This is a genomic window from Bradyrhizobium sp. 1200_D9_N1_1 (assembly GCF_052075915.1).
Lineage (GTDB): Bacteria > Pseudomonadota > Alphaproteobacteria > Rhizobiales > Xanthobacteraceae > Bradyrhizobium > Bradyrhizobium diazoefficiens.
Genome location: NZ_CP197226.1, coordinates 4,739,754 through 4,763,409, shown reverse-complemented (window position 1 = coordinate 4,763,409; position 23,656 = coordinate 4,739,754). Strand labels below are relative to the sequence as shown.

General features: G+C 64.1%; 20 protein-coding genes. 12 read left to right on the top strand and 8 right to left on the bottom strand.

Translation table 11 applies throughout. From position 1 onward, the window contains the following. Window positions 1-672: 672 nt before the first annotated feature. On the bottom strand, window positions 673-1,440 hold the full coding sequence (locus tag AB5K84_RS22895) for an AAA family ATPase (RefSeq protein ID WP_011087476.1): 768 nt from the start codon (window positions 1,438-1,440) through the stop codon (window positions 673-675). A 267-nt stretch (window positions 1,441-1,707) separates the two neighbouring features. Here AB5K84_RS22895 and AB5K84_RS22890 point away from each other — a divergent pair, with 267 nt between their 5' ends. After that, the gene (locus tag AB5K84_RS22890) at window positions 1,708-3,771 is read left to right on the top strand and encodes a DUF1217 domain-containing protein (protein WP_011087477.1); all 2,064 of its coding nucleotides are present in this window, start codon (window positions 1,708-1,710) and stop codon (window positions 3,769-3,771) included. Between the two features lie 16 nt (window positions 3,772-3,787). Here the strand turns inward: AB5K84_RS22890 and AB5K84_RS22885 are convergent, their stop codons facing one another. The 3 genes from AB5K84_RS22885 to AB5K84_RS22875 all read right to left on the bottom strand — a co-directional run bounded on the left by AB5K84_RS22885 (window position 3,788) and on the right by AB5K84_RS22875 (window position 6,868). Beyond that, window positions 3,788-4,648 carry a PCC domain-containing protein gene (locus AB5K84_RS22885; protein WP_011087478.1) on the bottom strand — a complete coding sequence of 287 codons (861 nt, stop codon included), beginning with the start codon at window positions 4,646-4,648 and terminating at the stop codon, window positions 3,788-3,790. A 9-nt stretch (window positions 4,649-4,657) separates the two neighbouring features. Beyond that, the gene (locus tag AB5K84_RS22880; protein ID WP_038967267.1) at window positions 4,658-6,265 is read right to left on the bottom strand and encodes an acyl-CoA synthetase; all 1,608 of its coding nucleotides are present in this window, start codon (window positions 6,263-6,265) and stop codon (window positions 4,658-4,660) included. A gap of 105 nt (window positions 6,266-6,370) precedes the next feature. Beyond that, window positions 6,371-6,868, bottom strand: coding sequence for a hypothetical protein (locus AB5K84_RS22875; protein WP_038967271.1), 498 nt, complete (start codon window positions 6,866-6,868; stop codon window positions 6,371-6,373). On the opposite strand from AB5K84_RS22875, the gene AB5K84_RS22870 reads away from it, so the two are divergent. The 5 genes from AB5K84_RS22870 (at window position 6,855) to AB5K84_RS22850 (ending at window position 15,175) form a co-directional block, all read left to right on the top strand. Next, window positions 6,855-7,328, top strand: a complete 474-nt coding sequence (locus AB5K84_RS22870; protein ID WP_236842256.1) for a hypothetical protein — start codon at window positions 6,855-6,857, stop codon at window positions 7,326-7,328. The genes AB5K84_RS22875 and AB5K84_RS22870 overlap by 14 nt on opposite strands. Window positions 7,329-7,698: 370 nt before the next feature. Beyond that, complete coding sequence (locus AB5K84_RS22865; RefSeq protein ID WP_162494105.1) at window positions 7,699-13,275, top strand: tail fiber protein; 5,577 nt, start codon at window positions 7,699-7,701, stop codon at window positions 13,273-13,275. Between the two features lie 109 nt (window positions 13,276-13,384). Further along, a complete protein-coding gene (locus tag AB5K84_RS22860; RefSeq protein ID WP_011087483.1) occupies window positions 13,385-14,236 on the top strand; it encodes an outer membrane protein in 852 nt (283 codons plus the stop codon). A 136-nt stretch (window positions 14,237-14,372) separates the two neighbouring features. Beyond that, window positions 14,373-14,888 carry a DUF3828 domain-containing protein gene (locus AB5K84_RS22855; protein ID WP_011087484.1) on the top strand — a complete coding sequence of 172 codons (516 nt, stop codon included), beginning with the start codon at window positions 14,373-14,375 and terminating at the stop codon, window positions 14,886-14,888. Window positions 14,889-14,899: 11 nt separating this feature from the next. After that, complete coding sequence (locus AB5K84_RS22850) at window positions 14,900-15,175, top strand: GNAT family N-acetyltransferase (RefSeq protein ID WP_011087485.1); 276 nt, start codon at window positions 14,900-14,902, stop codon at window positions 15,173-15,175. Window positions 15,176-15,222: 47 nt separating this feature from the next. Here AB5K84_RS22850 and AB5K84_RS22845 read toward each other — a convergent pair whose 3' ends face one another. Next, window positions 15,223-15,621 (bottom strand): SPW repeat protein, encoded by a 399-nt coding sequence (locus tag AB5K84_RS22845; RefSeq protein WP_038967269.1) that lies wholly within the window; start codon window positions 15,619-15,621, stop codon window positions 15,223-15,225. Between the two features lie 194 nt (window positions 15,622-15,815). Further along, window positions 15,816-16,751, bottom strand: a complete 936-nt coding sequence (locus AB5K84_RS22840) for a tetratricopeptide repeat protein (RefSeq protein WP_038967265.1) — start codon at window positions 16,749-16,751, stop codon at window positions 15,816-15,818. 104 nt (window positions 16,752-16,855) lie between these two features. Here AB5K84_RS22840 and AB5K84_RS22835 point away from each other — a divergent pair, with 104 nt between their 5' ends. Next, entirely contained in the window at window positions 16,856-17,131 is a 276-nt protein-coding gene (locus AB5K84_RS22835; RefSeq protein WP_011087489.1) for a GNAT family N-acetyltransferase, read from the top strand. 51 nt (window positions 17,132-17,182) lie between these two features. On the opposite strand, the gene AB5K84_RS22830 is transcribed toward AB5K84_RS22835, so the two are convergent. Further along, the gene (locus AB5K84_RS22830; RefSeq protein ID WP_028171860.1) at window positions 17,183-17,584 is read right to left on the bottom strand and encodes a DUF3597 domain-containing protein; all 402 of its coding nucleotides are present in this window, start codon (window positions 17,582-17,584) and stop codon (window positions 17,183-17,185) included. Window positions 17,585-17,918: 334 nt separating this feature from the next. Between AB5K84_RS22830 and AB5K84_RS22825 the strand changes: the two genes are divergently transcribed. Both AB5K84_RS22825 and AB5K84_RS22820 read left to right on the top strand, forming a co-directional pair. Continuing rightward, entirely contained in the window at window positions 17,919-18,827 is a 909-nt protein-coding gene (locus tag AB5K84_RS22825) for a DUF2189 domain-containing protein (RefSeq protein WP_038967264.1), read from the top strand. A 131-nt stretch (window positions 18,828-18,958) separates the two neighbouring features. Further along, window positions 18,959-19,783: a lytic murein transglycosylase gene (locus AB5K84_RS22820; RefSeq protein WP_011087492.1), complete on the top strand. Its 825-nt coding sequence runs from the start codon at window positions 18,959-18,961 to the stop codon at window positions 19,781-19,783. Window positions 19,784-19,841: 58 nt separating this feature from the next. On the opposite strand, the gene AB5K84_RS22815 is transcribed toward AB5K84_RS22820, so the two are convergent. After that, window positions 19,842-20,168 carry a hypothetical protein gene (locus AB5K84_RS22815; protein WP_028171858.1) on the bottom strand — a complete coding sequence of 109 codons (327 nt, stop codon included), beginning with the start codon at window positions 20,166-20,168 and terminating at the stop codon, window positions 19,842-19,844. A 667-nt stretch (window positions 20,169-20,835) separates the two neighbouring features. Here AB5K84_RS22815 and AB5K84_RS22810 point away from each other — a divergent pair. The 3 genes from AB5K84_RS22810 (at window position 20,836) to AB5K84_RS22800 (ending at window position 23,644) form a co-directional block, all read left to right on the top strand. After that, complete coding sequence (locus tag AB5K84_RS22810) at window positions 20,836-20,988, top strand: DUF1127 domain-containing protein (protein ID WP_007590701.1); 153 nt, start codon at window positions 20,836-20,838, stop codon at window positions 20,986-20,988. Window positions 20,989-21,114: 126 nt separating this feature from the next. Then, window positions 21,115-22,542: a methylenetetrahydrofolate--tRNA-(uracil(54)-C(5))-methyltransferase (FADH(2)-oxidizing) TrmFO gene (gene trmFO, locus AB5K84_RS22805; protein WP_011087495.1), complete on the top strand. Its 1,428-nt coding sequence runs from the start codon at window positions 21,115-21,117 to the stop codon at window positions 22,540-22,542. Between the two features lie 7 nt (window positions 22,543-22,549). Further along, complete coding sequence (locus tag AB5K84_RS22800) at window positions 22,550-23,644, top strand: serine/threonine protein kinase (RefSeq protein ID WP_063921622.1); 1,095 nt, start codon at window positions 22,550-22,552, stop codon at window positions 23,642-23,644. Window positions 23,645-23,656 lie beyond the last annotated feature (12 nt).

Genomic DNA, 23,656 nt, shown 5'->3' with positions numbered 1-23,656 from the left:
CACGCCATCCCTTGCGTTGCCCGACGGGCAAAACACACAAGGCCGGGGTCAATCCGTTCCGATCAAAACAATTCGCTTTACGCGAATTCGGAAATGTCGCATGTTTCGGCCATCCCAGCCCGGTCCGAGGGGCGTATCGCGATCGTCACGACACGCGGGAGGGGACGTGGTGGACGCAGGCGGCGTCGGCGCGAAGCTGGTTTGCAGGGCGGCTCGCGCCGTGAGCAACGACCCGCGCGCACACGACCGGTGCAGCCTGCGTACGGCAAAATCGTGTGGTCCTGGCATCCGGGGTCTGTGTGCCAAGTCTTGCGGTGACACGTGCTGCCCGACCGGGCGGGCGCGTCAGCCATCCGCAAGGCGACGGGGGCAATAGTGCATCGCTCCCTGGGGAGATCACGACATAAGCCGTAAAACCACTGCGCAGGGAAGGCCGGATGTTCGGCTTCACCTGTATGCCGCTGTGCATCTGCTTCCAGCGCATTTCGCGCACAGCGGACCGCGGGTGCCAGCCGGCACCCGGCCTTCCCTGCGCCCTCGGCACTTTCGAGGGCGGTGACGACAGCAAGGCTCGGGCAGTTCATGCCGCGGGGCCGCGAAGGTGTGTTCGCGATTCAGATGCGAGTGGAAAAACAATGCGCGTGCCTCATTGAAGCGGCAGACGTCCCCCAATCATTCCGCCAGCGTCGCCTCCACGAAGCCCCGCGGGTCGTCACAAAACTCCCGCATCAGCCGGTAATGGTCGGTCTCCTCCACCGTCACCGGCTCCAGCCCGTATTTCCCGAGCCGCAGCAGCTTCGCATTGGGATAGGCCATCAGCATCGGCGAATGGGTCGCCATGATGACCTGGCAGATGCGGGAGTCGTCCATGCGTCGCAAGAGCTTCAGGAATTCGATCTGACGCGCCGGCGACAGCGCCGATTCCGGCTCGTCGAAGATGAAGATGCCCTGGCGCTGGCAGCGCTCTTCGAAGAAGCGCAGAAAACCTTCGCCATGGGAATGCGACAGAAAATCGGGTCCGACCTGGCCGGCATCACGTGCGGCCTTGTCGAGATATCGCGCCACCGAGAAAAAACTCTCGGCGCGGAAAAACCAGCCGTTGGTGATCTTCGGCAGCCAGCTTGCGCGCAACGCCTTGGAAAGCTGGCCACCCATCTTCTCCCGCGCGTCGGAATGATCGACCGGCATGTAGCCCTTGCCGCCACCGGCATCGTCGTAGCCGGCAAGCGCCGCGATACCCTCGAGGATCGTCGACTTCCCGGTGCCATTCTCTCCGACGATGATCGTGATGGCGGCGTCGAAGCTGAGCTCGAAATCATCCGGGAAGATGGGCAGGCAAAACGGATAAGCCTCGCGATCGTGAACCTGCGACGGATCGAGCCAGATCCGCTTCAGATACGGCGCCGGCAGGTTGATCGTGCGATTGCTTCTTCGGCTCATGCCCGGCTTCCAACCCGCTCCGGTCGATATTTCGGCCGGAACATATCAGGAACACAATCTTCGCGAAAGCTGCATCTGAGAAACATACAGCAACAAAACTCGGCACGCGTCACTTGGACACAAACTAAAACTTAAGATTGTATTCTAGAATCGCCTTAAGAAGACGTTGCTGTGAGACAATCTGTTGGCATGAGGCCAGCCCCCACCTCGCGACCCGGCAATGATTGACGGACGTCCAGGACCGTAAGAAGCCGCGAGGAATGCGCGATGGTATCAACGTATTTCAGCTACAACTACATTTCGCACCATCTCAAGCAATCCCTGACGCGGGTCGAACAGCAGACCGACGTCGCGCGAGAGGCCGCCTATTACAAGGCCAACATCGGCAAGGTGAAGACCGTCGATGATCTCATGAAGGATTATCGCCTGTATCATTACGCACTGAAGGCGTATGGCCTGGAAGACATGGCCTACGCCAAGGCTTTCATGAGAAAGGTGCTGGAGAGCGACCTCTCCGACGCAAAGAGCTTTGTCAACAAGCTGGTCGACAAGCGTTACCGGGAGTTTGCCGCGGCATTTTCCTTCAACGGCACTGCGACGCCGGTTGCGCAATCGGAGAACCAGACCGACGAGACGATCGGTCTGTACACGGCAACCAAGAAGAGCCAGGTCGACGCACTTGCGGACGATACGAAATACTACAGCGCCCAGATCGGCAGCATCAGCAGTGCTGATCAGCTGCTGAACAACGATCGTCTCCGCAACTATGTCTATTCGGCATTCGGGATCGATCAAAGCAAGTGGCCGCCCGACACGATAAGCCAGGTCCTGCGCAGCGACCCATCCGATCCGAACAGCTACGTCAACACCGCCTTCGCGTCTCAGTTGACCGGCCTCAACGCCCAGCTCGCTCAAGCCAAATCGGACGTGAGCGCCACCAATACGAAGATCGCCGACTACACGGCCCAACTCTCGCAACCGGGCGCCGACGTGGCTCAGTTGAACGTCCAGATCCTGGTCGAAAAATATCACCTGGAGTCGTACACGAAGAGCATTTCCAGCCTCAACGACCAGATCGCGACGATAGGTGGCTTTGTAGACCTGGCCGGCGCGTTCGAGTTTTCGGCTGACGGGTCGCTGCCGTCGGGTGTGCCCGCGCAGACTGCTGCAAACGTCACGCTCACGACAAAGCGGTTCGACGACAGCAAGTCCGACGTCTATGCGGCGGCAAGTCCCCTGAATGAGGCCTTCGCAACCGTTCAATTCAGAAACGCGATCGGCAAGATCGATTCAGTCCAGGCGTTCGTATCGACTCCAGCCGTGTATGATTTTGCGCTGGGCGCCGTCGGCCTCGATCCTGCAGAGGTCTCGCAGGCCACCGTCAAGGCGGCCCTCGAAAGCGATCTCAGCGATCCCAAGAGCTTCGTCTATACGCTCAAGGACAACCGATACGTCGAGCTCGCGCGCGCCTTCAACTTCGACGCAAACGGCAATCTGACGACCCCCTTGGTGGCTCAGGACTCGGCAAAAGTCCTCCAGACCGCGAAGGACTACGTCATTGCAGTGCTGAAACAGGCAAGCCCTGAGCAGCAGAAAGCGGTTCGAGAACAGGCCCAGAAAGACGCGACGTCCTATCAGGAGGCCATCGCAGGCATCGACAGCGTTTCTGAGCTGCTTGCGAACCGGAAGATGGTCGATTTCATTCTCGTCGCCAAGGGCCTGGACCCCAAGAAGGTCAGCACCGAATATCTGAAGAAGATATTCGCGTCCGATCTGAATAATCCAAAGAGCTTCGCGAACACCGAGAGCGATCATCGCTTTGCCGAGATCGCGGCGTCGTTCAATTTCGACAGCAAGGACAATGTCGCGCGCCTTGCGATGGTTGGTCCTCAGAAGCAAGTCCAGCTGCGGGAAACACAGGCGAACTATCTCCAGCAAAGCCTCGAGCAGCAGCAGGGCGATACGAATCCCGGCGTGCGCCTGGCGCTCTATTTCCAGCGAAAGGCGGGGGAGATCACGTCCGCATACGACATCCTTGCCGACAAGGCTCTTTCGGAGGTGTTCAGGACCACCTTCAATTTGCCTGACTCGATGGCGGCGATGCCAATCGACCAGCAGGCCAAGTTCGTGGACAAATTCATGAAGATCAAAGATCTTTCCGATCCCGCGAAGGTCGAAAAGCTGCTGGGCCGTTTCTCCGCCATGTATGACGTCAAAAACGGCCAGAGCATCGGTCAGGGACAATCCCCCTTGCTCAATCTCTTTCAGGGATCCGGCTCGGGGCTAAGTGACTCTACGTACTTGGCCATTGCCAAGCTACGTTCTCACTGACGATCGCTCGCCGAGATTAGCTCAACACCTCGAGCACCAATTCCATGGTCATCAGCACGGGATTGTCGCCACGGATCAGACGCCCCTCCGCGATGCCGCCGGTGTAGTCGATCAGCGCGACATCGAGCGCCGCTTCGAGTGCACCCGAAGGGCCCGGTGCGATCGCCCCCGCAGTCACCGCAAGCTCCGTCGCAAACGGCTCGGTCACGCCGCCATGGGTGAAGCGGGCGCCGATGGTCGAGCCGACGCCGCCATGAATCTTCGCGCGCGCAATGCCGTGCTCGCGGCAAAAGCCTTCGAGGCAGAAAGCGAAGTCCTGGTTGGGGCGCAGCCGCAGCGCGAAGGCGCGGCTGGTCGTGCGCGCACCAGTGCTCGCAGCCGCAACCGGTCCGAACAGCTTGAAATTGGTCTCGGGATCGGGCTCGGCCGTGAACATCGCGCCGTCGAGGCCGAAGGCCTCGACCTCGAACGGCTCAGTCACGATCGTCTCGTCCGGCAGCATGTGGCCACCGCTTGCCTTGCCGTCTGCCTCGGTCCACAGCCCATGGCAATGAAAGAACGGCGCGCCGTCCCGCGTGCCGAGCGTCATGCGGCCGAGCTTCGTGCGCGTCACGCCCTCGGGCCGGAACGTCTCGCTGTAGAACGCGGCGTTCTCGCCGGTCTTCGACAGCGCCGGCATCACATAGGCAAACGGCCCGAGCGTGCCGCGGCCGAAGTTCAGCACGCCGCCGGCAAAACCTTCCGCCGCAAAGCCGCGGCGTGCGGCTTCCAGCAGCGGCACGCCTGCCTCAAGCATGAACGTGAAAGCGCGTCCCCTCGCCTCCACCCATTGGATGCGTTCTGCGCCAGGTGCGCCCGGCTGCTTGATGCTGCGCATGACCCTCGCTCAGCCTGTTTTCGTCTTGTCGAGGTCGAGCAATCCGCGCGCCTCGAGCTCGTCACGCACCATGCGCTTCGGCACCTTGCCATAACCGGACTTCGGCAGCGCCTCCCAGAAGAAGAACCGCTTCGGCATCTTGTAGCGCGGCACTTTTGGCGACAGGAACGCCGCCATCTCCGCTTCAGTCACGGCCGTCGCACCCTCGCGCGCAACACAGACGGCGACGCCGACCTCGCCCCAGGTCGCATCGGGCACGCCGAGCACGGCAACCTCGCCGACCGCGGGATGCGTCAATATCTTCTCCTCGATCTCGCGCGGATAGATGTTGGAGCCGCCGGAGATGTACATGTCGGAAGCACGGCCGGTGATGTAGACGAACCCCTCCTCGTCCATGTGGCCGAGATCGCCGGTGCGGAACCAGCCGTTGCGGAACGCCTTCGCATTGGCTTCGGGGTTGTCGTAATAGCCGGCGAGCACCGCAGGACCGATTACGCAGATCTCGCCGCTCTGGTTCGCCCCGAGCTCGCGGCCCTCGTCGTCCTGGATCGAGACCTGCATACCGGTGCGCTCGAAGCCGCAAGTGCCGATCTTCGCATGCGGGCCGTCCTCGGGGTCGTGCAGCGCCGCCGGCAGCACGGTGATGTTGCCGGTGACCTCGCCCAATCCAAAATACTGCACGATGACCTTGCCGAGCTTCTTCAGCGCAGCCTTCTGGTCCTCGCGATACATCGGCGCGCCAGCATAGATCACGTGACGCAGCGAGGAGTGATCGTATTTGTCCGCGGCGGGATGCTCGACCATCATCTTCAGGATCGTCGGCACGGTGAAGAGATTGCTGACCCGATGCTTTTCGATCAGGCGGAACGCCTCGTCGATGTCGAATTTCTCGGTCGGCAGCAGCACGGTGCGTACACCGCGCGCGGTCTGCACCAGCTGATGCACGCCGGCGCCATGCGAGAGCGGCGCCACTACCAGCGAGGCATCGTCCTCGGTGACACCAGGCGTCAGGTCGGCGAGATGGTTGGTGACGACAAAGCCCATCTGGCCGTGGGTCAGCACCGCGGCCTTGGAGCGGCCCGTGGTGCCGGAGGTAAAGAAGAACCAGCAGGGATCGTCGTGCTCGACAGCGACGTTCTCGACCGCGTGCCCCGCATGCGATGCGATGGCATCTGCAACCGACGCCTCGCCGAACGCGCCCTTGCCGTCAATGCTCCAGGTGAACGCGAGCGCACCGCCGCTCACGGCCGCCGCGTGCTCGGGAAAATCGACGTGGCACAGAAACGCCTTCGCGCCGGAGGCCTGGGCGAGGTAGGAGACCTCGTCCGGCATCAGGCGGAAATTGGGGGGCACCCAGACCGCACCGAGCCTAAACGCTGCGAACATCGAGAAGAACATCTCATCGCCATTCTTGGAATGGACGAGGATGCGGTCGCCCTTCGCGATGCCGCGCGCGGCGAGCGCCGCCGCCAGTGCCGAGACCTGGGCGTCGATCTCGCGCCAGGTCCAGGACCTGTCACCCCAGACGAAACCGGGACGCGATCCATGCCGCCGCGCATTCTGGGTCAGCATGTGAGCGAGATTCATGACGCGGCGGGACATGCGCAGGGGCTGCATGGGGCTTCCTCTTCGACTGCGGACGGCGCGCAAGCCGCCCGCTCCTTGCTGCCCATTTATCGCCAACGCCCGCACCCCCGCAAGGCCGCCGGCCGCGCACCTGCTCTACGGCTGCTTGAACGCGAACGGCGTCGCCGTGATCGTCTTCTCCTTGACGCAGGCCTGCGCGCCAAAACCGCTGCAATAGCTGCCATGCAGATCGAACCGGATGGTGCGCGCGGCGCCGCGCTTCACCGGCGACGTCACGATCTTGTAGCTGCGGACATAGCCGTCGAACACGGGGCGCACGCTGCCATCCGGCAGCGTCACCAGGATGTCCATGACGCAGCCGCCGGTTCCGCAATAAGTGGTCTCGCGCTCCCCGCATTTTGTGTCGCGGAAATCGACGATGTAGTCGTCGCGGCCGTCACCGGTCAGGTCGATCCGGCGCACCGTGTCCGGCGCAAAGGTTACCGCGCCACCGTCCTGGCTGTCGCACTCCTCGTTGGCGTAGCGCAGCGCCTTCTGCACACCGGCTGGATAGTCGGCCGGGTTGAATGGTCTTGCGTCGTCGGCGCGCGCAGCGGTGACGAGCAGAGCGAGCAGGAGGATGAAACAGCGCATGCGCATTGGTCGTCGGCGATGCCGCAGTCGTTCAGGGATTTTTAAACATGATCGGCGCAACCTCAGCCAGTTCTCGCGTACAGAGTGCCGCATCATGGTCAAAGCGCCCGCCTTCCTCCTGTTGTCGCTGGCGCTTGCCGGATGTGCCGTCGCGCCGCAGGCGCATCTCGCTTCCGATCCGGCCTTCAGGCCTGCCCGCTTTGCCTGGGATGGTGCGGGCGAAGATCCCAATGAGCAGCGCCCCGCCTCGGGGCCATCGCGAACAACGCGATCCGCCGCGGTATCCGAGCGCAACAGTTCGCAAGCCGGACTTCAGCCCTATTCGAAGGAATGGTGGCAGGCGCAGGACGGTATCGAGGCCGAGCAGGACGCCAGGATCAACCGCGCCCTCGTCATCTGCCAGGGCTGCGTCCGCCAACAGCCGAGCGAGGACACGCGCGTGGCCAAGGCCGCGGACTGAAACACACCGGATTGAAGCGGCCGAGCCAGGCCGGGAGACCGCCGCGCCGGAGCCGGTGGGCAACGAGCCGGTCACGCGCGCCGACACGGATCGGCGCGATCATGCGCGAAGATCAACCGCCATTGATGAACGGCGATGCGCTGCGCCCTGCGCGATGTCTCGTTTTCAAACAACTATCGCCAAAAAACGCGGAAAAACGCGACATTTGCCTCGCAGGACGGCGGTCGCGCTCCGGTTGCATGTGCCGCGCGCAGGCTTGTTCCGGCGCAAGCTTCACGCTAGTTAATCGCTGCTTAATGCATTTGTTTGGCTGGCCCGGCGGCTGGCTCCCTGGTGGATATGCGCCGTTTCGGCGTGGAATGTGGTGAGTATGGGAAGAGTTGTTTTCATTGATTCCCGCGTTTCCGACATCGATGCCTTGCTGGACGGGCTGGCCCCGGACGAACAGGCCTTTGTCCTCAACGGCGCCAGCGACGGCTTCGCCCAGATCGCAACCATCCTCAAGAACAACGGCCTGACCGGGCTCGCGTCGATCTCGATCGTCGGTCACGGCGCTCCGGGCGAGATTGAGATCGGCTCATCCGTCATCCACGACGCGGACCTCGCGAACGATGCCGCCGCACTCTCCGCGATCGGCGCCTCGCTCGCATCCGACGGAGCTCTCGCCCTCTATGCCTGCGACACGGCCGCGGGCGCGACCGGAAGCCAGTTCATCTCCGACCTCTCCGCCTATGCCGGCGGCGTCACCGTCGACGCGGCGACGCATGTGATCGGCAATGCCGATCCCGCAAGCTGGACGCTCGACGTCTCGACCACCCCGGCAGCGGCTGCCGTTAGCGCGCCCTTCGCGGAGCAGGCGCTTGCAAATTTCAGCACGACGCTCGGCATCATCGGCCTGACCCCCGGCACGTCAGCGACGTTCCACGGCGGTGGCGCCGCCGTGTCCATCGCACCGAACCTGATCGTAACGGACAGCGCCTCCTCAACACTCTCATCGGCCGTGGTGAGTCTCGTCGGCTTCGTCGCGGGCGACACGCTGAACTTCACGGACCAGAACAACATTCACGGCAGCTACGACGCCGCGCACGGCATCCTCACCCTGAGCGGGAGCGATACGGTCGCCGACTATCAGGATGCGCTGCGCTCGATCACCTACAGTTTTTCGGGGAACGGCGATCCGACCGGCGGCGGCACGCACCAGGTTCGCGATATTACCTGGCAGGTGTCGGACGGGACGAACACGAACATCACGGCATCCCCGATCAACAACGATCAGCCCTCACTCGGGCTGACCCAGCTGATCCCGCTTCAAGGCACCTATCCCTCGCATGGAGACGGCACGTCCGATCCCGGCACCATCGATCTCGGGTCCATCAGGACCTTCGCCGGAAGCCTTGCTCCCAACCACACGGCGCTTGCCAGCGGGCAGCTGCTGTCGATCGCCCAGAACACCGCCCTGTTCTCGCTGTTCGGCACGACCTATGGCGGCAACGGACAGACGACCTTCGAGCTACCCAACCTCCAGGCCAAGCTCACGGTCGGCTCCGAGAACAGCGCGAATTTTTCGCTCGGAGCCAACTACGGCACGGACACGGTCACGCTGGGGACCCAGAATTTGCCCTCGGGCTTCGGCGCGGGGCAGGCTCTCACCAACGACCAGCCTTCGCTGACCATCAACTATCTCATCAACACCGGCGGACCGGGCGCGAGCTCAGCCTCGAACTGGCTCGACGTAGCCGGCGAAATTGTCCCGTTTCTCAGCAATTTTGCGCCGGCAGGATATCTGCTGGCGGCTGGCCAGGTGCTGAACATCGCCGACTATCCGAACCTCTATAACGCCATCGGGACGACGTATGGCGGCGATGGTGTCACGACGTTCGCGCTGCCGGACCTCACCGGCCGCACCATCATCGGGGTCGGAACGAACTCGATCGGCGATTTCCAACTTGGCACGGTCATCGGCCAGGACACGACCACGCTCTCAACGTCGAACCTGCCCCATCCAGTCGGGGCTTCAGCCGACTTCAGCAACTACCAGCCTTCCATCGCTCTGCACTATCTGATCTCTCTCGAAGGAATATTTCCCTCCCAGAGCGGCTCGTACTCGGACTCCGCTCCATGGGTCGGCGAGATCATTTCCTACGCCGGAAACGGCACGGACCTCGACTATATGCTGGCGCACGGCTGGGCCGAGTGCCAGGGCCAGCTACTGTCGATCTCACAGAACCAGGTCCTGTTTGCGCTCATCGGAACGACCTATGGCGGCGACGGCCAGTCCACCTTCGCCCTCCCGGACCTGACCGGTCGCGCCGTCGCGAGCGTGGGCACGAACTCCCAGGGCAATCAGGTCGAGCTCGGCGGGCAATACGGCACCGCCTCCACAACGCTCATCTCGAGCGAGGTGCCTCTGACGGCGAGCGTGCTCGGCATCGTCCATACCGCGCCGACCGTCACCGCAGGTGCCAGCCTGAACTATCCGGTCGGCAGTGCGGCAGCCCTGCTCGACAGCACGTTGATCGTCGCCGACCCCGACAGTGGCGGCAATCTGACCGGCGCGACCATCAAGATTGCCAGCGGCTTCGTCAGCGGCGATGCGTTGAGCTTCATCAGCCAGAACAACATCACCGGCAGTTACAACGCCGCAACCGGCCTGCTCACGCTGAGCGGCACCGACACGCTCGATCATTACCAGACCGTACTGGAATCGATCGCGTTCAGCGCCCCCGGATCGACCGCGCCCGGCTCCCGGACCATCGAATGGACCGTGACCGACGGCTCCTCCAGCAACGGGACCAGCAACACCGCGACCAGCACGGTCAATCTGCTCCACGTTCCGCTCGTCAGCTCGGTCACGGCGGCGACGACGGGCAATGCGACCGATCTCAATGCCGGCAAGGTCGTCACCATTACGGTGGCCTTCACCGACCCGGTGAATGTCACCGGCGCGCCAGAGTTCCAGCTCAGCGACAATGTGATCGCGACCTATCAAGGCGGCAGCGGCGGCACCGCGCTGACGTTCAGCTACACGGTGCAGGCCGGCGACAGCAGCAGTGATCTGCAGGTGCAGAACCTTCTCCTGAACGGCGGCACCATCAAGGACGGCTCGGGCAACGATGCCGTGCTGGCCGGCACAGCCACCGACCTGCACCTGACGATCGACACCGCCGCACCTGTGGTCTCGTCGATCAATTCCGCCGGCAGCAATCCGAGCAACGCGACCAGCGATACCTTCACCGTCACCTTCTCCGAAATCGTGAGCGCGGTCGACGCGAGTGACTTCACTATCGTCACCGGCGGGTCCGTCTCATATGGCGGGATGGTCGTGCTGCCCTTCAGCGGCAGCGTCTATACGGTGACGGTCACCGGCGTCACGGGCGATGGCACGCTCGGCCTCAAGCTCAACGCGTCCGGCACCGGCATCGTCGATCGCGCCGGCAATGCCATATTTGCCGGCTTCGCCGGACAGACCTACACGATCGATCACACCGCTCCGACCGTGACGTCGATTGCCGCGTCGGGCGCCAGCCCGAACAACGCCGGCACCGAACAGTTCACGGTGACCTTCTCGGAGAGCGTCAGCGGCCTGACCGCCACCGATTTCACCCTGACCACGACCAACACACCGGGTGGTATCGCCCTCTCCACCACCGGCATCAGCCAGATCACCTCCGCCGACGGGAAGACCTACACGGTGACTGTCGGCGGCGTCACCGGCGACGGCACCGTGCGCCTCGATTTCAAGAGCGGCTCGAGCGGCGTCACCGACACTGCCGGCAATGGCGCCAGCGCGGGCTTCTCGAGCGGCGACGTCTACACCATTCGACATACCGCTCCGAGCGTTTCGTCGATCGTCGCGAACGGCTCGAACCCGAACAATGCCGGAAGCGATCAGTTCACGGTGACGTTCTCGGAAGACGTCACCGGCGTCGATGCGAGCGACTTCACGGCGACCCGCACCGGCAGTGTCACCGACACCGGCATCGTCCTGACGCCCGTCAGCGGCAACGTCTATACCGTGACCGTCAACGGCGTGACCGGCGACGGCACGCTGCGCCTCGACCTGAACGCTTCAGGCACCGGCATTGCCGATGCCGCCGGCAACGCCGTGGCGAACGGATTCACCGGCGGCGACGTCTACACCGTTCAGCATACGGCCCCGGCCGTGACGTCGGTGAGCGTGCCCGCGAACGGTACCTACGTCGCCGGTCAGAATCTCGACTTCACGGTCAATTTCAGCGAGGCGGTGTCGGTGACGGGCACCCCGGAAGTCGCGATCATGCTCGACACCGGTGGCCTCGTCGACGCCCAATATGTCGGCCAAGGCAGCGCCTCCTCGCTGACCTTCCGCTACACAGTGGCTGCCGGCGAGAGCGATGCCAATGGCGTCGCGCTCGGCAGTGCGATCGTTCTCAATGGCGGCACGATCAAGGACGCGGTCGGCAACGCCGCCGTGCTCACGCTGAACAATGTCGGCTCGACCGCCGGCGTTCGGGTGGATTCGATCGCGCCGACGGTGATGTCGATCGCGACCTCGGGCGCGGGCATCGTCGCAGGCAGCGGCGATCTCAACGCCGGCCATAGCGTCATCCTGACGCTCAATCTCAGCGAAGCGGTCAACGTCGATCTGACCGGCGGCACGCCGACCATGCAGCTCAACGATGGCGGCGTCGCGACCTATGCGGGCGGCAGCGGCAGCAGCGCGCTGACCTTCAGCTATCTCGTGGCTGCGGGTGAGAACGCGAGCGATCTTTCGGTCAACCAGATCCTGCTCAATGCAGGGACCATCCGCGACCTCGCCGGAAACGATCTCACCTTGCCGGGCGGCACCGTCAACCCCGCCGGGATCTTGCAGATCGACACGCACGCGCCGGATATCGTCGCCGTCAGCGCATCGCCCGCGAGCGGCGCGGTCGGAGCCGGCCAGTCTGTCACGATCACGGTCGCCCTCGCCGAAGCCGTGACCTTGTCGGGCGGTGCGCCCACCCTCTCGCTCAACGATAACGGCATCGCCACCTTCGATGCGGCTGCGACCGCGGCCTTGCATGATTCCAGCAAGCTCGTGTTCAACTACACGGTGGGAGCCGGCGACACGCTCACATCTGCGCTGGCGGTCACGGGCATAGATCTGCACGGCGGAGCGATCGGCGACCTCGCCGGCAACGCCGCCAATCTCGGCAATATCGCCACGACATTCACCGGACTTGCCGTGATCGATTCACTCGTCACGGCGCACGCAGACAACAACCGTGTCGTCGCCGGCCAGACCGTCACCGCCGATGCCGCGCACGGCCTGCTCGCCAACGACACCGACACCAACCCCGCCGATCACGTCGTGGTCAGCGCCGTCAACGGGCTCGCCGGCGCCGTCGATCACAGCATCGCAGGCGCCTATGGCAGCCTCACGGTGCATGCCGACGGCAGCTATTCCTACGCTGCCAGCGGCGGCGTCACCGGCGTCGCCTACGACAACTTCACCTACACCGCGAGCAACGGCCATGCGGCGCCCTCGACATCGACGCTGACCGTCCAGGTGATCGGCGGCAACCAGAACTTCGTGTTCGTTCCCGCCGGCGGATCCGCCACCACCGGTTATGGCAATACCGTCCTCGACGGCAGCGCCGGCGGCGCCACCATCACGGCCGCCTCGACCTTCAACGCCCACGAGATCCTGATCGGCGGCCCCGGCGACACGCTGATTGCCGGCAATTACGGCCGGGATACGTTCGTGTTCGCCGGCGATTTCGGTCACAACACCATCAACAACTTCCATACGGCCCTGGACGACATTCAGCTGCAGGCATCGCAGTTCGGAAGTCTCGCCAACGTCTTCGCGGACCTGCATCAGGTTGGGGCGGACACCGTGCTCACGCTCGACGCTACTCACGTGGTCACCATCACCAACACCGCGTTGGCAAGCCTGACCTCGGCCAATTTCCATCTGGTTTGAGTGCGATCCAGCCTGAAGGCGCTCCGATCCCGACCCGGAGTTGCCAATTGGTCACAGCGTTCAGCCGCCATGTAGCGTAAAATCACGTCGGAATCGGGGAATTGGGCCAATGAAGAATTTCGAGAAACTTGTGCTTGCGGGCGTCGTGGCTGTCGGGGCGGCTTGGGGGACGGCACATGCCGCGGATCTTGCCCCGACCTATAAAATGCCGGTGAAGGCGATCGCCCCGGTTCAGACCTGGAATGGCTTCTATGTCGGCGGCAATGTCGGCTACGACTGGAGCACGGGCTCCACGGGTATTTCCGTCCTGTCGACCGATCCGGCACTGGCGGCCCCGCTCGCCGCGCTGGTTGCGGCCGGTTCATTTCCGACCGCGCTGTCGCCGTCGGCGAAAGGCGTGATCGGCGGCGTCCAGGCCGGCTACAATTGGCAGGTCGCCCCGCAATGGCTGGTCGGCCTCGAGGCCGACTTCCAGGGCGCGGACGTCAAGGGCACGACCACCCAGGCGCTCGCACCGGTCGGCTTCGATGCCACCTCGACGACGGTCAGCAAGGGCATCGACTGGTTCGGCACCGTGCGTGGCCGGGTCGGCGTGCTGGTAGCGCCGCAATGGCTGCTCTACGGCACCGGCGGCTTCGCCTATGGCCGCACCAAATCCTCGTTCAGCACCACCGACGTGACCGGCGGATGCATCGTGGGCGCGACCATCTGCGCCAGCGGCGCCTCCTCGGGGACGAGCACCGGCTGGACCGCCGGCGCCGGCACCGAAGTGATGTTCGCGCCGAACTGGAGCTTCAAGGCCGAGTACCTTTACGTCGACCTTGGCCGGCGGACGCTGAACGTCGCCTCCTCCACCGTTCCGGCCATCGTGTTCACGACATCGACCCCGTTCCGCGAGCAGATCGCCCGGGTCGGCGTCAACTATCATTTCTCGGCCGGCCCCGTCGTCGCCAAATACTGATCAAGACGCCCTGGGTCCGCCGACCCCGTGCACGCATGGCCGAGGCCGATCAGAGCCGCTCTGATCGGCCTTCGCGTTTGAACCTGCCGGGCGCAATCAAGCTCTACTGACGTGCGCACCCCAACCAGGACACTCCATGCTCACCCGTCGCAGCCTCATCGCTACTGTCCTCCTCGCCGGCGTCGGCCCCGCCCTCGCCCAGGCTCCCGCAACCAGTGAACCGCTCGCTATTCTGACTGCGATCTACACCCGCGCCGCCAAGGGCAAGGGCGATGGCGGCGGCGCCTTCATCATCGAGAACAAGGCGGCCAAGGCCAAATATCTCTCCAAGGCCCTGGTCGCGCTATGGGCCAAGGCCGATGCGCATACGCCCAAGGGCGACGTCGGACCGGTCGATTTCGATCCCGTCACCAACTCGCAGGAACCTGACGTGAAGTCGTTCAAGGTTGACGCCGAGAAGATGGAGGCCGACAAGGCGATACTTGCGGTGACCATCACCGGGCACCGCAACGACCGCAAACCCGCCGACCTGATCGTGCGTTACGACTTCGTGCGCGAGGCTGGGAGCTGGCGGATCGACGACATCAAGGGCTCCTCCGACGGCGAAGCCTGGTCGATCCGCAAGATGCTGACAGACTCGCTGAAGAGCTGACCGGAGACGACATGAGCGACGTCATCGACAACAAGGCCCATCACCGTTTCGAGCTGGAGGCGGAGGGATATCTTGCGACCGAACATTACAAGCTCGACGGCAACGTCATCACGTTCGAGCACACGGACGTACCGAAGGAGCTGGGCGGCAAGGGCGTCGGCTCGAAACTAGTGCAAGGCGCGCTCGATCAGGTCCGCGCCGCCGGCTTGAAGCTGATCCCGCAATGCCCGTTCGTGAAGGCGTGGATCGAGAAGCACCCGGACTATGCGGATCTGGTGAAGAGATGACCGAGCAGGCCCACCGATCGCGCGGCGGGCCTGCCGAAATCCGCAGCCTATTGCCCATGCTTCAGCAAATCCTGGTCACTCATGTCCCAGTCCTGCCACAACTGGAGTACGCCGAGGATCACCGCCACTGCGCCCAGACTGGTGTGGTAGATCCGGAGAAAACCTTCGCCGGAATAGCCAAGCACCAGGGGCGAGACAATGAGCCACAGCCCGACCAGGATGGTCGCCACCTCCTGCCAGCGCTGCAAGGCGACATATTCGAGCTGGCTGAGGCCAAATACGACGAGGCCGACTGCGACCGTGTTCAGGACCATCGTGTCGTGTCCGGCAATCCCCGAGCTATCCTGGATGGGGAACCACGGCGACGCAGCAATCAGCGCACCGAGCAGCATCCCGCACCAGTCTTCCCATGTTCGATGAGTATTCAAGAAACCAAAGTCCGACATCGTAACCTCCTGCAAAAGAGGCATACGTCTGCGGCTGGCGATCACGACACTCCGAATGTCTAGCGACCGTGCCGGCCGCATTCGGGCGTATGTCCTCTCAAGGACGTGGGAACCGCGGTGGAACTCGCAAGAGCGACACTGAGGATTTTTTGCGGTCGCCACGTGACGTCCAACGGGTCAAGAATTCACACCGGCTACAGCGCCCCAAGCTTTCGCAGTGCATCATGCGCGACGGGCAGTCCGGGCCGCAACTCCAGCGCCTTCCGGAAATCTGCAATCGCGCCCTGCTTGTCGCCGAGCCGCAAGCGGGCCTGCCCGCGGTTGCTCCATGAGAACACGTCGGACGGATCGTATTGCAGCGCCTTGTCGTAGTCGGCGAGGCCGCCCTTGTTGTCGCCCTGGAAGAGACGGATCATGCCGCGATTGCGCCAGCCGCGCGCATCTGTCGGAGCGATGCGGATCGCGTCGCCATAGTCGGCGGCGGCGCGGTCGAGCTGCTCGTTGTCGCGATACACGTTGCCGCGGTCGATATAGGCGAGCAGATCGGGCGCAAGCTTGATCCGCATGGTGTGGTCGGCGAGCGCATGCGCCGTGTCGTGCTTGCGGGCGTAGACGAAGCCCCGATTGGCGTAGGCGGTGGCATAGTTGGGATCGCGCTTGATCGCCGCGTCAAAATCCGCAATGGCACCGTCGAGGTCGCCCTTGTTGAAGCGCGACTCGCCGCGATTGCTGTAGGCGAGGGCCAGCGACGGATCGAGCTTGATAGCCTCGTCGTAATCGGCGATGGCGCGATCATAGTCGCGCTTGAAGCTGTAGACGCGGCCGCGGTTGTTGTAGGCGCAGGCGTAGGCCGGATCGAGCCTGACCGCCTCGTCGAGATCGGACAGCGCGGCATCGAGCTCGCGTTTCTCGGTGAGGCCATGGCCGCGGTTGCAATAGGCGCCGGCGAGCCTGCGGCCGGTCTCGCTCTTCGTCTCAATGACGCTCGAGCAGGCCGTGACCCGTTCGTCCGGCGTGCTCGTCAATCCGACGCAGGCGTCCCAGGCCGGACCGCCTTCGGCCGACGCCGGCGCTGGCGCCGTCGAGGCGAGCGCAGCGAGCAACGCCATGATGCTGAGCGGGACGCGCATTTTCCGGGTATCTCCCCTGCGGCAACCTCCCTTGGTCGCACCTTGGCAAGGGCGGGTTCAGGCGCCTAGATCAGAGCGCAGACATCGCTTCGGAAGGATTACGCATGGCGGCATCGGTACGCGACAACAAAGACAGGAGCCGCTTCGAGCTCGATGTCGGCAGTGACATCGCCTTCGCCAATTACCGGCTGACGCCGTCGGCGGTGATCATCACCCATACCGAGACGCCGCGCGCGCTGCGCGGCCGCGGCATAGCCTCCGAGCTGGTCAAGGGCGCGCTGGATCTGATCCGCCGCGACGGCAGGAAGGTGATCGCCGGTTGCGGCTTCGTCGTCGACTATCTTGACAAGCATCCGGAGGACGCGGACCTCGTCGCCTGAATCAAAAGGGCCCGCGCGAACGCGGGCCCCGAGCAACGACCGAGCGATCGGTCAGTGCTTGATCTCAGGCGGCAGCTTGCCGCCATTGGCAGCGAGCTTGGACATCACCTGCTTGTGCAGCCAGACGTTCATGCTCGCGGAATCGTTGGTGTCGCCGCTGTAGCCGAGCTCCCGGGCGAGATCCTTGCGCGCGGCGAGGCTTGAGTCGATGTCGAGCGCCTTCATGAGATCGACGATCGAGGTGCGCCATTCCAGCTTCTCGCCCTTGTGCGCGGCGACCGCCTTGTCGACGATGGCGGCGACGTCGACGGACGCCATGGGCGCGGCTGCCGGCGCCGATGCGCCCGGCGCGGCCCCTGCGGGGGCACCGGCCGGCGCTGCGCCACCGGCAGGCGCGGCGGAAGCCGGTTGGCTACCGAAGATCGCGCTCATGATTTTCCCGAAAATGCTCATGTCTTCTCCCCGAAAAGGATCCGTTGGAAGGGCCTTGAGTGGCACTTATAGACGAAGTTTCTGCGTTGCGCCCGCGGATCATGCGAACCGACAACCAGCATCAGCTTATCTGCGGCGAAATGACGGCCGAATGACATCGTCGAGGTTGCGGTGCGGCATCGAATCTCACCCAAGCGTGAGGGACAGGACTCGGAATTGAGAGTACGGTTTCCGTTCAGCTCGCGATGCCTTCCGGAATTCGCGCCTGGTTGGGATCGCGATCATCCAAGAAAAGCGGCCGCTTGCGCCGTTTGCCGGCGCCGGATGCGGCCGCATGGCAAGGGAGCTAGCGACCATGGCCACACTTTACCAGGGCAATGTCCCCACAATGGCCCCGCCCGCTGATGCGGCGGGACCAATCATCCGGACGATCCAACTGTCCGACCTGCATGATGCGCTGAGGCGCGGCTGGGAGGATTTCAAGGCGGTTCCGAGCCACGCCATTATTCTCTGCGTGATCTACCCGGTGCTGGGCCTCGTGCTCGCCCGCGTGGTGATGGGCTATTCGGTGCTGCCGCTGTTGTTTCCGCTGGCTGCGGGCTTCGCGTTGATCGGGCCGTTCGCTGCCTTGGGTCTCTACGAGCTCTCGAGCCGGCGCGAACGCCATGAAGAGGCCAGCGCCTGGGATGCCATGGAGGTGCTGCGCTCGCCTTCGTTCGGGGCCATGCTCGGTCTTGGCACATTGCTGCTCGCCCTGTTCGTGACCTGGGTTGCAACCGCACAGGCGATTTATGTCGCAGCCTTCGGCTATGAGGGCGTGACCGGGATCTCGGACTTCATTACGCGCGTGCTGACGACCCGGCAGGGCTGGTGGCTGATCGTGGTCGGCTGCGGCACCGGCTTCCTGTTCGCGCTCGCCGCGCTCTGCATCAGCGCCGTGTCGTTCCCCCTGATGCTCGACCGCCATGCCGGCGCGTTCGATGCCATGGTCACCTCGCTGCGCGTTGTCGCCAGGAACCCGGTGCCGATGGCGGCCTGGGGCCTGATCGTGGCGGTGCTGCTGGCGCTCGGCACGATCCCGGCGTTCCTCGGCCTCGCCGTGGTGATCCCCCTGCTCGGCCATGCCACCTGGCATCTCTACCGCAAGGTGATCGTTTCCGATCCCGGTGCCCGGCCTGTGCCGCCTCCGCCGCATCGTCCGCGCAAGCCCGCCGCCGACTTCCCCGCCAACCTCTTCCCGTGGCGGAATCGGACAGACGCCTAACGATCTCGTGACATCCGGTCCTGCCCGGCTCCGGGCGGGACCGGCCCCCGTCATGCGCCTTGCTTTGGCCGCGGTTCCGACCGAGATTGCACCTCGCCGGTCAGATCACTTCACGGAATCCATTTCATCTGATGACCCCGACGATTTCTCGTCTCGCTCTCGCAGCCTTAGCCCTCACCACGTCAATCCTCTCCGCCCAGCCAGCGCTCGCCGCCGTTGCCTGCGGCTCGGGCAATTTCGACGCATGGCTTGCTGACTTCAAGACCGACGCCGCGGCCAAAGGCATCTCACAGCAGGCCATTGCTGCCGGGCTCGCCGGCGTGACGCTCGATCAGAGCGTGCTCAACCGCGACCGCTCGCAAAAGGTCTTCACCCAGACCTTCGAGGAGTTTTCCGGCCGCATGGTGCCGCCGCGCATGACGCGCGGTTCCAACATGATGAAGCAATACGGCTCGGTGCTGTCCCGCATCGAGCAGACCTACGGCGTCCCAGGCGAGGTGCTCGTCGCGATCTGGGGCCTGGAAACCGATTTCGGCGTCAACACCGGCAAGTTCGCAACCATCCGCTCGCTGGCGACGCTGGCCTATGACTGCCGGCGCGCCGAGCAGTTCCGCGGCGAACTGATGGATGCGCTGCGCATCGTCCAGCGCGGCGATCTCGCACCCGCCGACATGAAGGGCGCCTGGGCGGGCGAGCTCGGCCAGACCCAGTTCATGCCCTCGTCCTGGATGAAATACGCCGTCGATTTCGACGGCAACGGCAAGCGCGATCTCCTGCACAACGCGCCCGACGTGCTCGCCTCCACCGCCAATTACCTCGCCGGCTATGGCTGGCAGCGTGGCAAGGATTGGCAGCCGGGAAGCCCGAATTTCGCGGTGCTACAGCAGTGGAACAAGAGCGAGGTCTATTCCAAGACCGTCGCCTATTTCGCCACCCAGCTCGCGCGCGCCCCTTAAGATCCCCTGATAAAAGCGTAGGGCCGATCGCCCGGCGACCGGCCCTCTCTTGAAGCGTTTACTTGCCCATGGTGGCGTGCATCGCCTTGTTCAGATGCGCGCCGCACGCACCCATTTTGCCGTTGAGCAGCGAGTCCTGCGCCGCCGCGATCTCCTTCTGCGCGACGAACTTGCTGTCGCCGTCGGCCATGTTCTCGATCGCGGTCTCCGTCTTCTCCAGATTGGATCCGCTGCAGCCGCCCATGGCGTGCTTGGCGGCCTGGGCCGGCGCGACGGCGAACGCGACGGCAGCAATGGCGATAACCCCGAGTAACTTCGTCATGATGTTACTTTCCTTCTCTTCTTCTTGGGACAGACCCAGCGACATTGCCGGAATCTGCGACACGACTTTGCTGCCGACGCGGCAACTTGCCGCAATAAATTCCCCGCGAGAATTGCGTGATGTTGCGCGCCGCGCAGAGCCGCATGCGGAAATTCTGATTTTCATTACAACCTTGTAATCAAGCGCTCACACCCTTGGCGTGTGTGCACCGCATCAACGGCGGACGCACTCGACTTCCGGCGATCGGCCCTCGATACCCGGCTTCGCCGCAAGCCGTTCGGCGGCTCCAGTGGGGCAGGATCGAGCGAATCGCCGCTCCCATCCCCCGGCGTCGGCGGACTCCGTCAGGCCGGCGTAAACCACAAATGATATGAATATTTATTCATTTCTACATCATCTCGCTTCATGCGATTCGCGCATGCGGGACTTGGGCTTACAAGCTGCCGCATCGCCTTGCTGGTCACCGGAATGCAACATATTTCGATCATCACGGGAACCGCAGGGGTCGGCATAAACCCGTGATCTCACGGAGATTTATTGCAATCTACAACGGCTGGCGCCCAGCTCTTGGGCGGGACTGCCAAGAGGTTAATCGCCCCTTACCGATGCCATGCGTCCTTCGCTTAGCTGCATCGCAACATCGGAACTTTCGCAGTGCACCACTCTCACCTATATTCATTTCAACGATGACGCCCGGGCAAGGGCTGAATCGAACTACAGGAGACTACCAATGCTGCTCTCGCTCATCCGCATGATCCAGGCCTTCCGGGACTATCAGCGCAATGTTGCCGAGCTGTCCCAGCTCAGCGATCGCGAACTGGCCGACATCGGCCTCGATCGCTCGGACATCCCGCGCGTTGCCGCCGGTCAGTATCAGGGCTGATATCCTTCAGCCCTTCACCGGACGAACCGATAGCGCCCGCCTCGTGCGGGCGTTGTCGTTTCTGATGGCAGAAAACTCGATCTCGGCGATTCCACTGACCGCCGAAAAGCGCTACCTGTCCGCCCCATGACAGGACCCCATTCCAATATTGTGCATGTGATCGGCGCGGGCCTTGCCGGCTCGGAGGCAGCCTGGCAGGTCGCCAAAGCCGGCGTGCCCGTGATGCTGCACGAGATGCGGCCGGACCGCATGACCGAGGCGCACCGCACCGACGGGCTCGCCGAGCTCGTCTGCTCCAATTCGTTCCGCTCGGACGACGCCGCCAACAACGCCGTCGGCCTGCTCCATGCGGAGATGCGCCGCCTCGGTTCGCTGATCATGCGCGCGGCCGATGCCAACCAGGTTCCCGCCGGCGGTGCGCTGGCGGTCGATCGCGACGGTTTTTCGGCGGCCGTCACCAAGGCGCTGAACGACCACCCCCTGATCGAGATCGCCCGTGGCGAGATCGCAGGCCTTCCGCCGGCCGACTGGGGCAACGTCATCGTTGCGACCGGGCCCCTCACCTCCGCACCGCTGGCCGATGCCATCCGCGAACTGACCGACGAGAACGCGCTCGCCTTCTTCGACGCGATCGCGCCGATCGTGCACCGCGAATCCATCGACATGTCGGTGGCCTGGTTCCAGTCTCGCTATGACAAGGTCGGCCCCGGCGGCAACGGCGCCGACTACATCAACTGCCCGATGACCAAGGAGCAGTATGAGGGCTTCGTCGCCGCGCTGATCGCCGGCGAGAAGACCGAGTTCAAGGAGTGGGAGACCAACACGCCCTATTTCGACGGCTGCCTGCCGATCGAGGTGATGGCGGAGCGCGGCCCCGAGACGCTGCGCCATGGTCCGATGAAGCCGGTCGGCCTCACCAATCCGCACGATCCGACAACGAAGGCCTACGCGATCGTGCAGCTGCGCCAGGACAACAAGCTCGGCACGCTCTACAACATCGTCGGCTTCCAGACGAAGCTGAAATACGGCGAACAGCAGCGCATCTTCCGCACCATTCCCGGGCTGGAGAAGGCCGAGTTCGCCCGCCTCGGCGGCCTGCATCGCAACACCTTCCTCAACTCGCCAAAGCTGCTCGACGGCCAGCTGCGGCTGCGTGCGCAACCGCGGCTGCGCTTTGCCGGACAGATGACGGGCTGCGAGGGCTATGTGGAGTCGGCCAGCGTCGGCCTGATCGCCGGCCTTTACGCAGCAGCCGATGCCCGCGGCGAGACGCTGGCGAGCCCGCCTGCCACGACGGCGCTGGGATCGCTGCTCGGACACATCACCGGCGGCCATATCGAGACCATCGAGCCCGGCACGCGCTCGTTCCAGCCGATGAACATCAATTTCGGCCTGTTCCCGCCGCTTGCAAGCGCTCCGACGAAAAAGCCCGACGGCACGCGCCTGCGCGGCAACGAGAAGACGGTGGCCAAGAAGCAGGCGATGAGTGCACTGGCGCTTGCCGATCTCGATCGCTGGATCGCCGATCATTTGCGCATCGCCGCAGCAGCGTGAGTTGTCGATGAGCCTCCCCAAAGACGACGCCGCGACGCTCTCGGCGCGCTGGACCGAGGGCGTGCTGCTCAAGCGCGACGTGTTCTCGACCGTCGAGCGCGGCCGCTTTCGTGCCGACACCGGCGAGGTCGATGCGGTGCTGCGCCGGCTCGACGAGGTGCCGTGGTGGTCGTTCCTGCTGGCCCGCCATCTGTTCGCGCGCGAGAAGCATGCGCTCGCCCTCGCCAAGGGCCTGAACGTCGGTCCCGAGCTGCTGTGGGCCGGACGCCGGGCGCTGGTGCGCGGCTTCGTCGACGGCGTCGCGCTGCATCTGGCAAAACCGCATGGCGACCTCGCCTATTTCCGCTCGGCCAAGGCGGCGCTGCGCCGGCTGCGCCGCGCCGGCATCTGCCACAACGATCTTGCCAAGGAGCAGAACTGGCTGGTCGGCCGCGACGGCCGCGCCTATGTGACCGACTTCCAGCTCGCCGCCTGCTTTGCGCGCCGCGGCCGGCTGTATCGCATCCTCGCTTATGAAGACCTCCGGCACCTGCTCAAGCACAAGCGCTCCTACGCGCCCGAGGCGCTGACGCCGCGCGAGCGCAAGATCCTGGCGAAGAAATCATTTGCCGCGAGCCTGTGGCTCGCCACCGGCAAGAAGGTCTACCGGGCGATCACGCGCGGCCTGTTCAATTTCACCGATCGCGAGGGCGGTGGGCGCCGCCTCGTCAACGACGCGCCGGTGCTGGCGGAGCTGATCCGCAAGAATCCCGCCGTGCGCGACACCGCCATCGTCGCCTTTGCCGACCGCCGCTCCGGCGTCGGGCTCTATGCCTTCGTCGAAGCCGATCAGGCCACGCTCGAAGGCCAGATCCGCAACGAGCTCACGGCCGCCAAGGGTCCGAAACCACCGGAACACATCCAGGTGGTGCATGCACTGCCGCGCGACACCAGTGGCAAGCCGCGCACCGAGATCCTGCAACTGGTCGCCATGAACCAGCTCGACCTGATCGAGCCGATGATGAAGAACGACCAGGACCGCGCTTTCCTCAAGGACATTCTGGAGCAGCGCAAAAACCTGCGCGACCGCTTCAATTTCGAGGCGGACCTGCCCGCGGGCTGACGGAAGCAATGC

Bases quoted from the DNA above. Each gene is read 5' to 3' on its own strand.
- AB5K84_RS22820 (WP_011087492.1), top strand. From the start codon at position 18,959: ATGACCCCGACGATTTCTCGTCTCGCTCTCGCAGCCTTAGCCCTCACC.
- AB5K84_RS22845 (WP_038967269.1), bottom strand. From the start codon at position 15,621: ATGTCGGACTTTGGTTTCTTGAATACTCATCGAACATGGGAAGACTGG.
- AB5K84_RS22800 (WP_063921622.1), top strand. From the start codon at position 22,550: ATGAGCCTCCCCAAAGACGACGCCGCGACGCTCTCGGCGCGCTGGACC.
- AB5K84_RS22875 (WP_038967271.1), bottom strand. From the start codon at position 6,868: ATGCGCTGTTTCATCCTCCTGCTCGCTCTGCTCGTCACCGCTGCGCGC.
- AB5K84_RS22860 (WP_011087483.1), top strand. From the start codon at position 13,385: ATGAAGAATTTCGAGAAACTTGTGCTTGCGGGCGTCGTGGCTGTCGGG.
- AB5K84_RS22885 (WP_011087478.1), bottom strand. From the start codon at position 4,648: ATGCGCAGCATCAAGCAGCCGGGCGCACCTGGCGCAGAACGCATCCAA.
- AB5K84_RS22830 (WP_028171860.1), bottom strand. From the start codon at position 17,584: ATGAGCATTTTCGGGAAAATCATGAGCGCGATCTTCGGTAGCCAACCG.
- AB5K84_RS22865 (WP_162494105.1), top strand. From the start codon at position 7,699: ATGGGAAGAGTTGTTTTCATTGATTCCCGCGTTTCCGACATCGATGCC.
- AB5K84_RS22855 (WP_011087484.1), top strand. From the start codon at position 14,373: ATGCTCACCCGTCGCAGCCTCATCGCTACTGTCCTCCTCGCCGGCGTC.
- AB5K84_RS22810 (WP_007590701.1), top strand. From the start codon at position 20,836: ATGCTGCTCTCGCTCATCCGCATGATCCAGGCCTTCCGGGACTATCAG.
- AB5K84_RS22835 (WP_011087489.1), top strand. From the start codon at position 16,856: ATGGCGGCATCGGTACGCGACAACAAAGACAGGAGCCGCTTCGAGCTC.
- AB5K84_RS22825 (WP_038967264.1), top strand. From the start codon at position 17,919: ATGGCCACACTTTACCAGGGCAATGTCCCCACAATGGCCCCGCCCGCT.
- trmFO (WP_011087495.1), top strand. From the start codon at position 21,115: ATGACAGGACCCCATTCCAATATTGTGCATGTGATCGGCGCGGGCCTT.
- AB5K84_RS22895 (WP_011087476.1), bottom strand. From the start codon at position 1,440: ATGAGCCGAAGAAGCAATCGCACGATCAACCTGCCGGCGCCGTATCTG.
- AB5K84_RS22890 (WP_011087477.1), top strand. From the start codon at position 1,708: ATGGTATCAACGTATTTCAGCTACAACTACATTTCGCACCATCTCAAG.
- AB5K84_RS22870 (WP_236842256.1), top strand. From the start codon at position 6,855: ATGAAACAGCGCATGCGCATTGGTCGTCGGCGATGCCGCAGTCGTTCA.
- AB5K84_RS22880 (WP_038967267.1), bottom strand. From the start codon at position 6,265: ATGCAGCCCCTGCGCATGTCCCGCCGCGTCATGAATCTCGCTCACATG.
- AB5K84_RS22840 (WP_038967265.1), bottom strand. From the start codon at position 16,751: ATGCGCGTCCCGCTCAGCATCATGGCGTTGCTCGCTGCGCTCGCCTCG.
- AB5K84_RS22850 (WP_011087485.1), top strand. From the start codon at position 14,900: ATGAGCGACGTCATCGACAACAAGGCCCATCACCGTTTCGAGCTGGAG.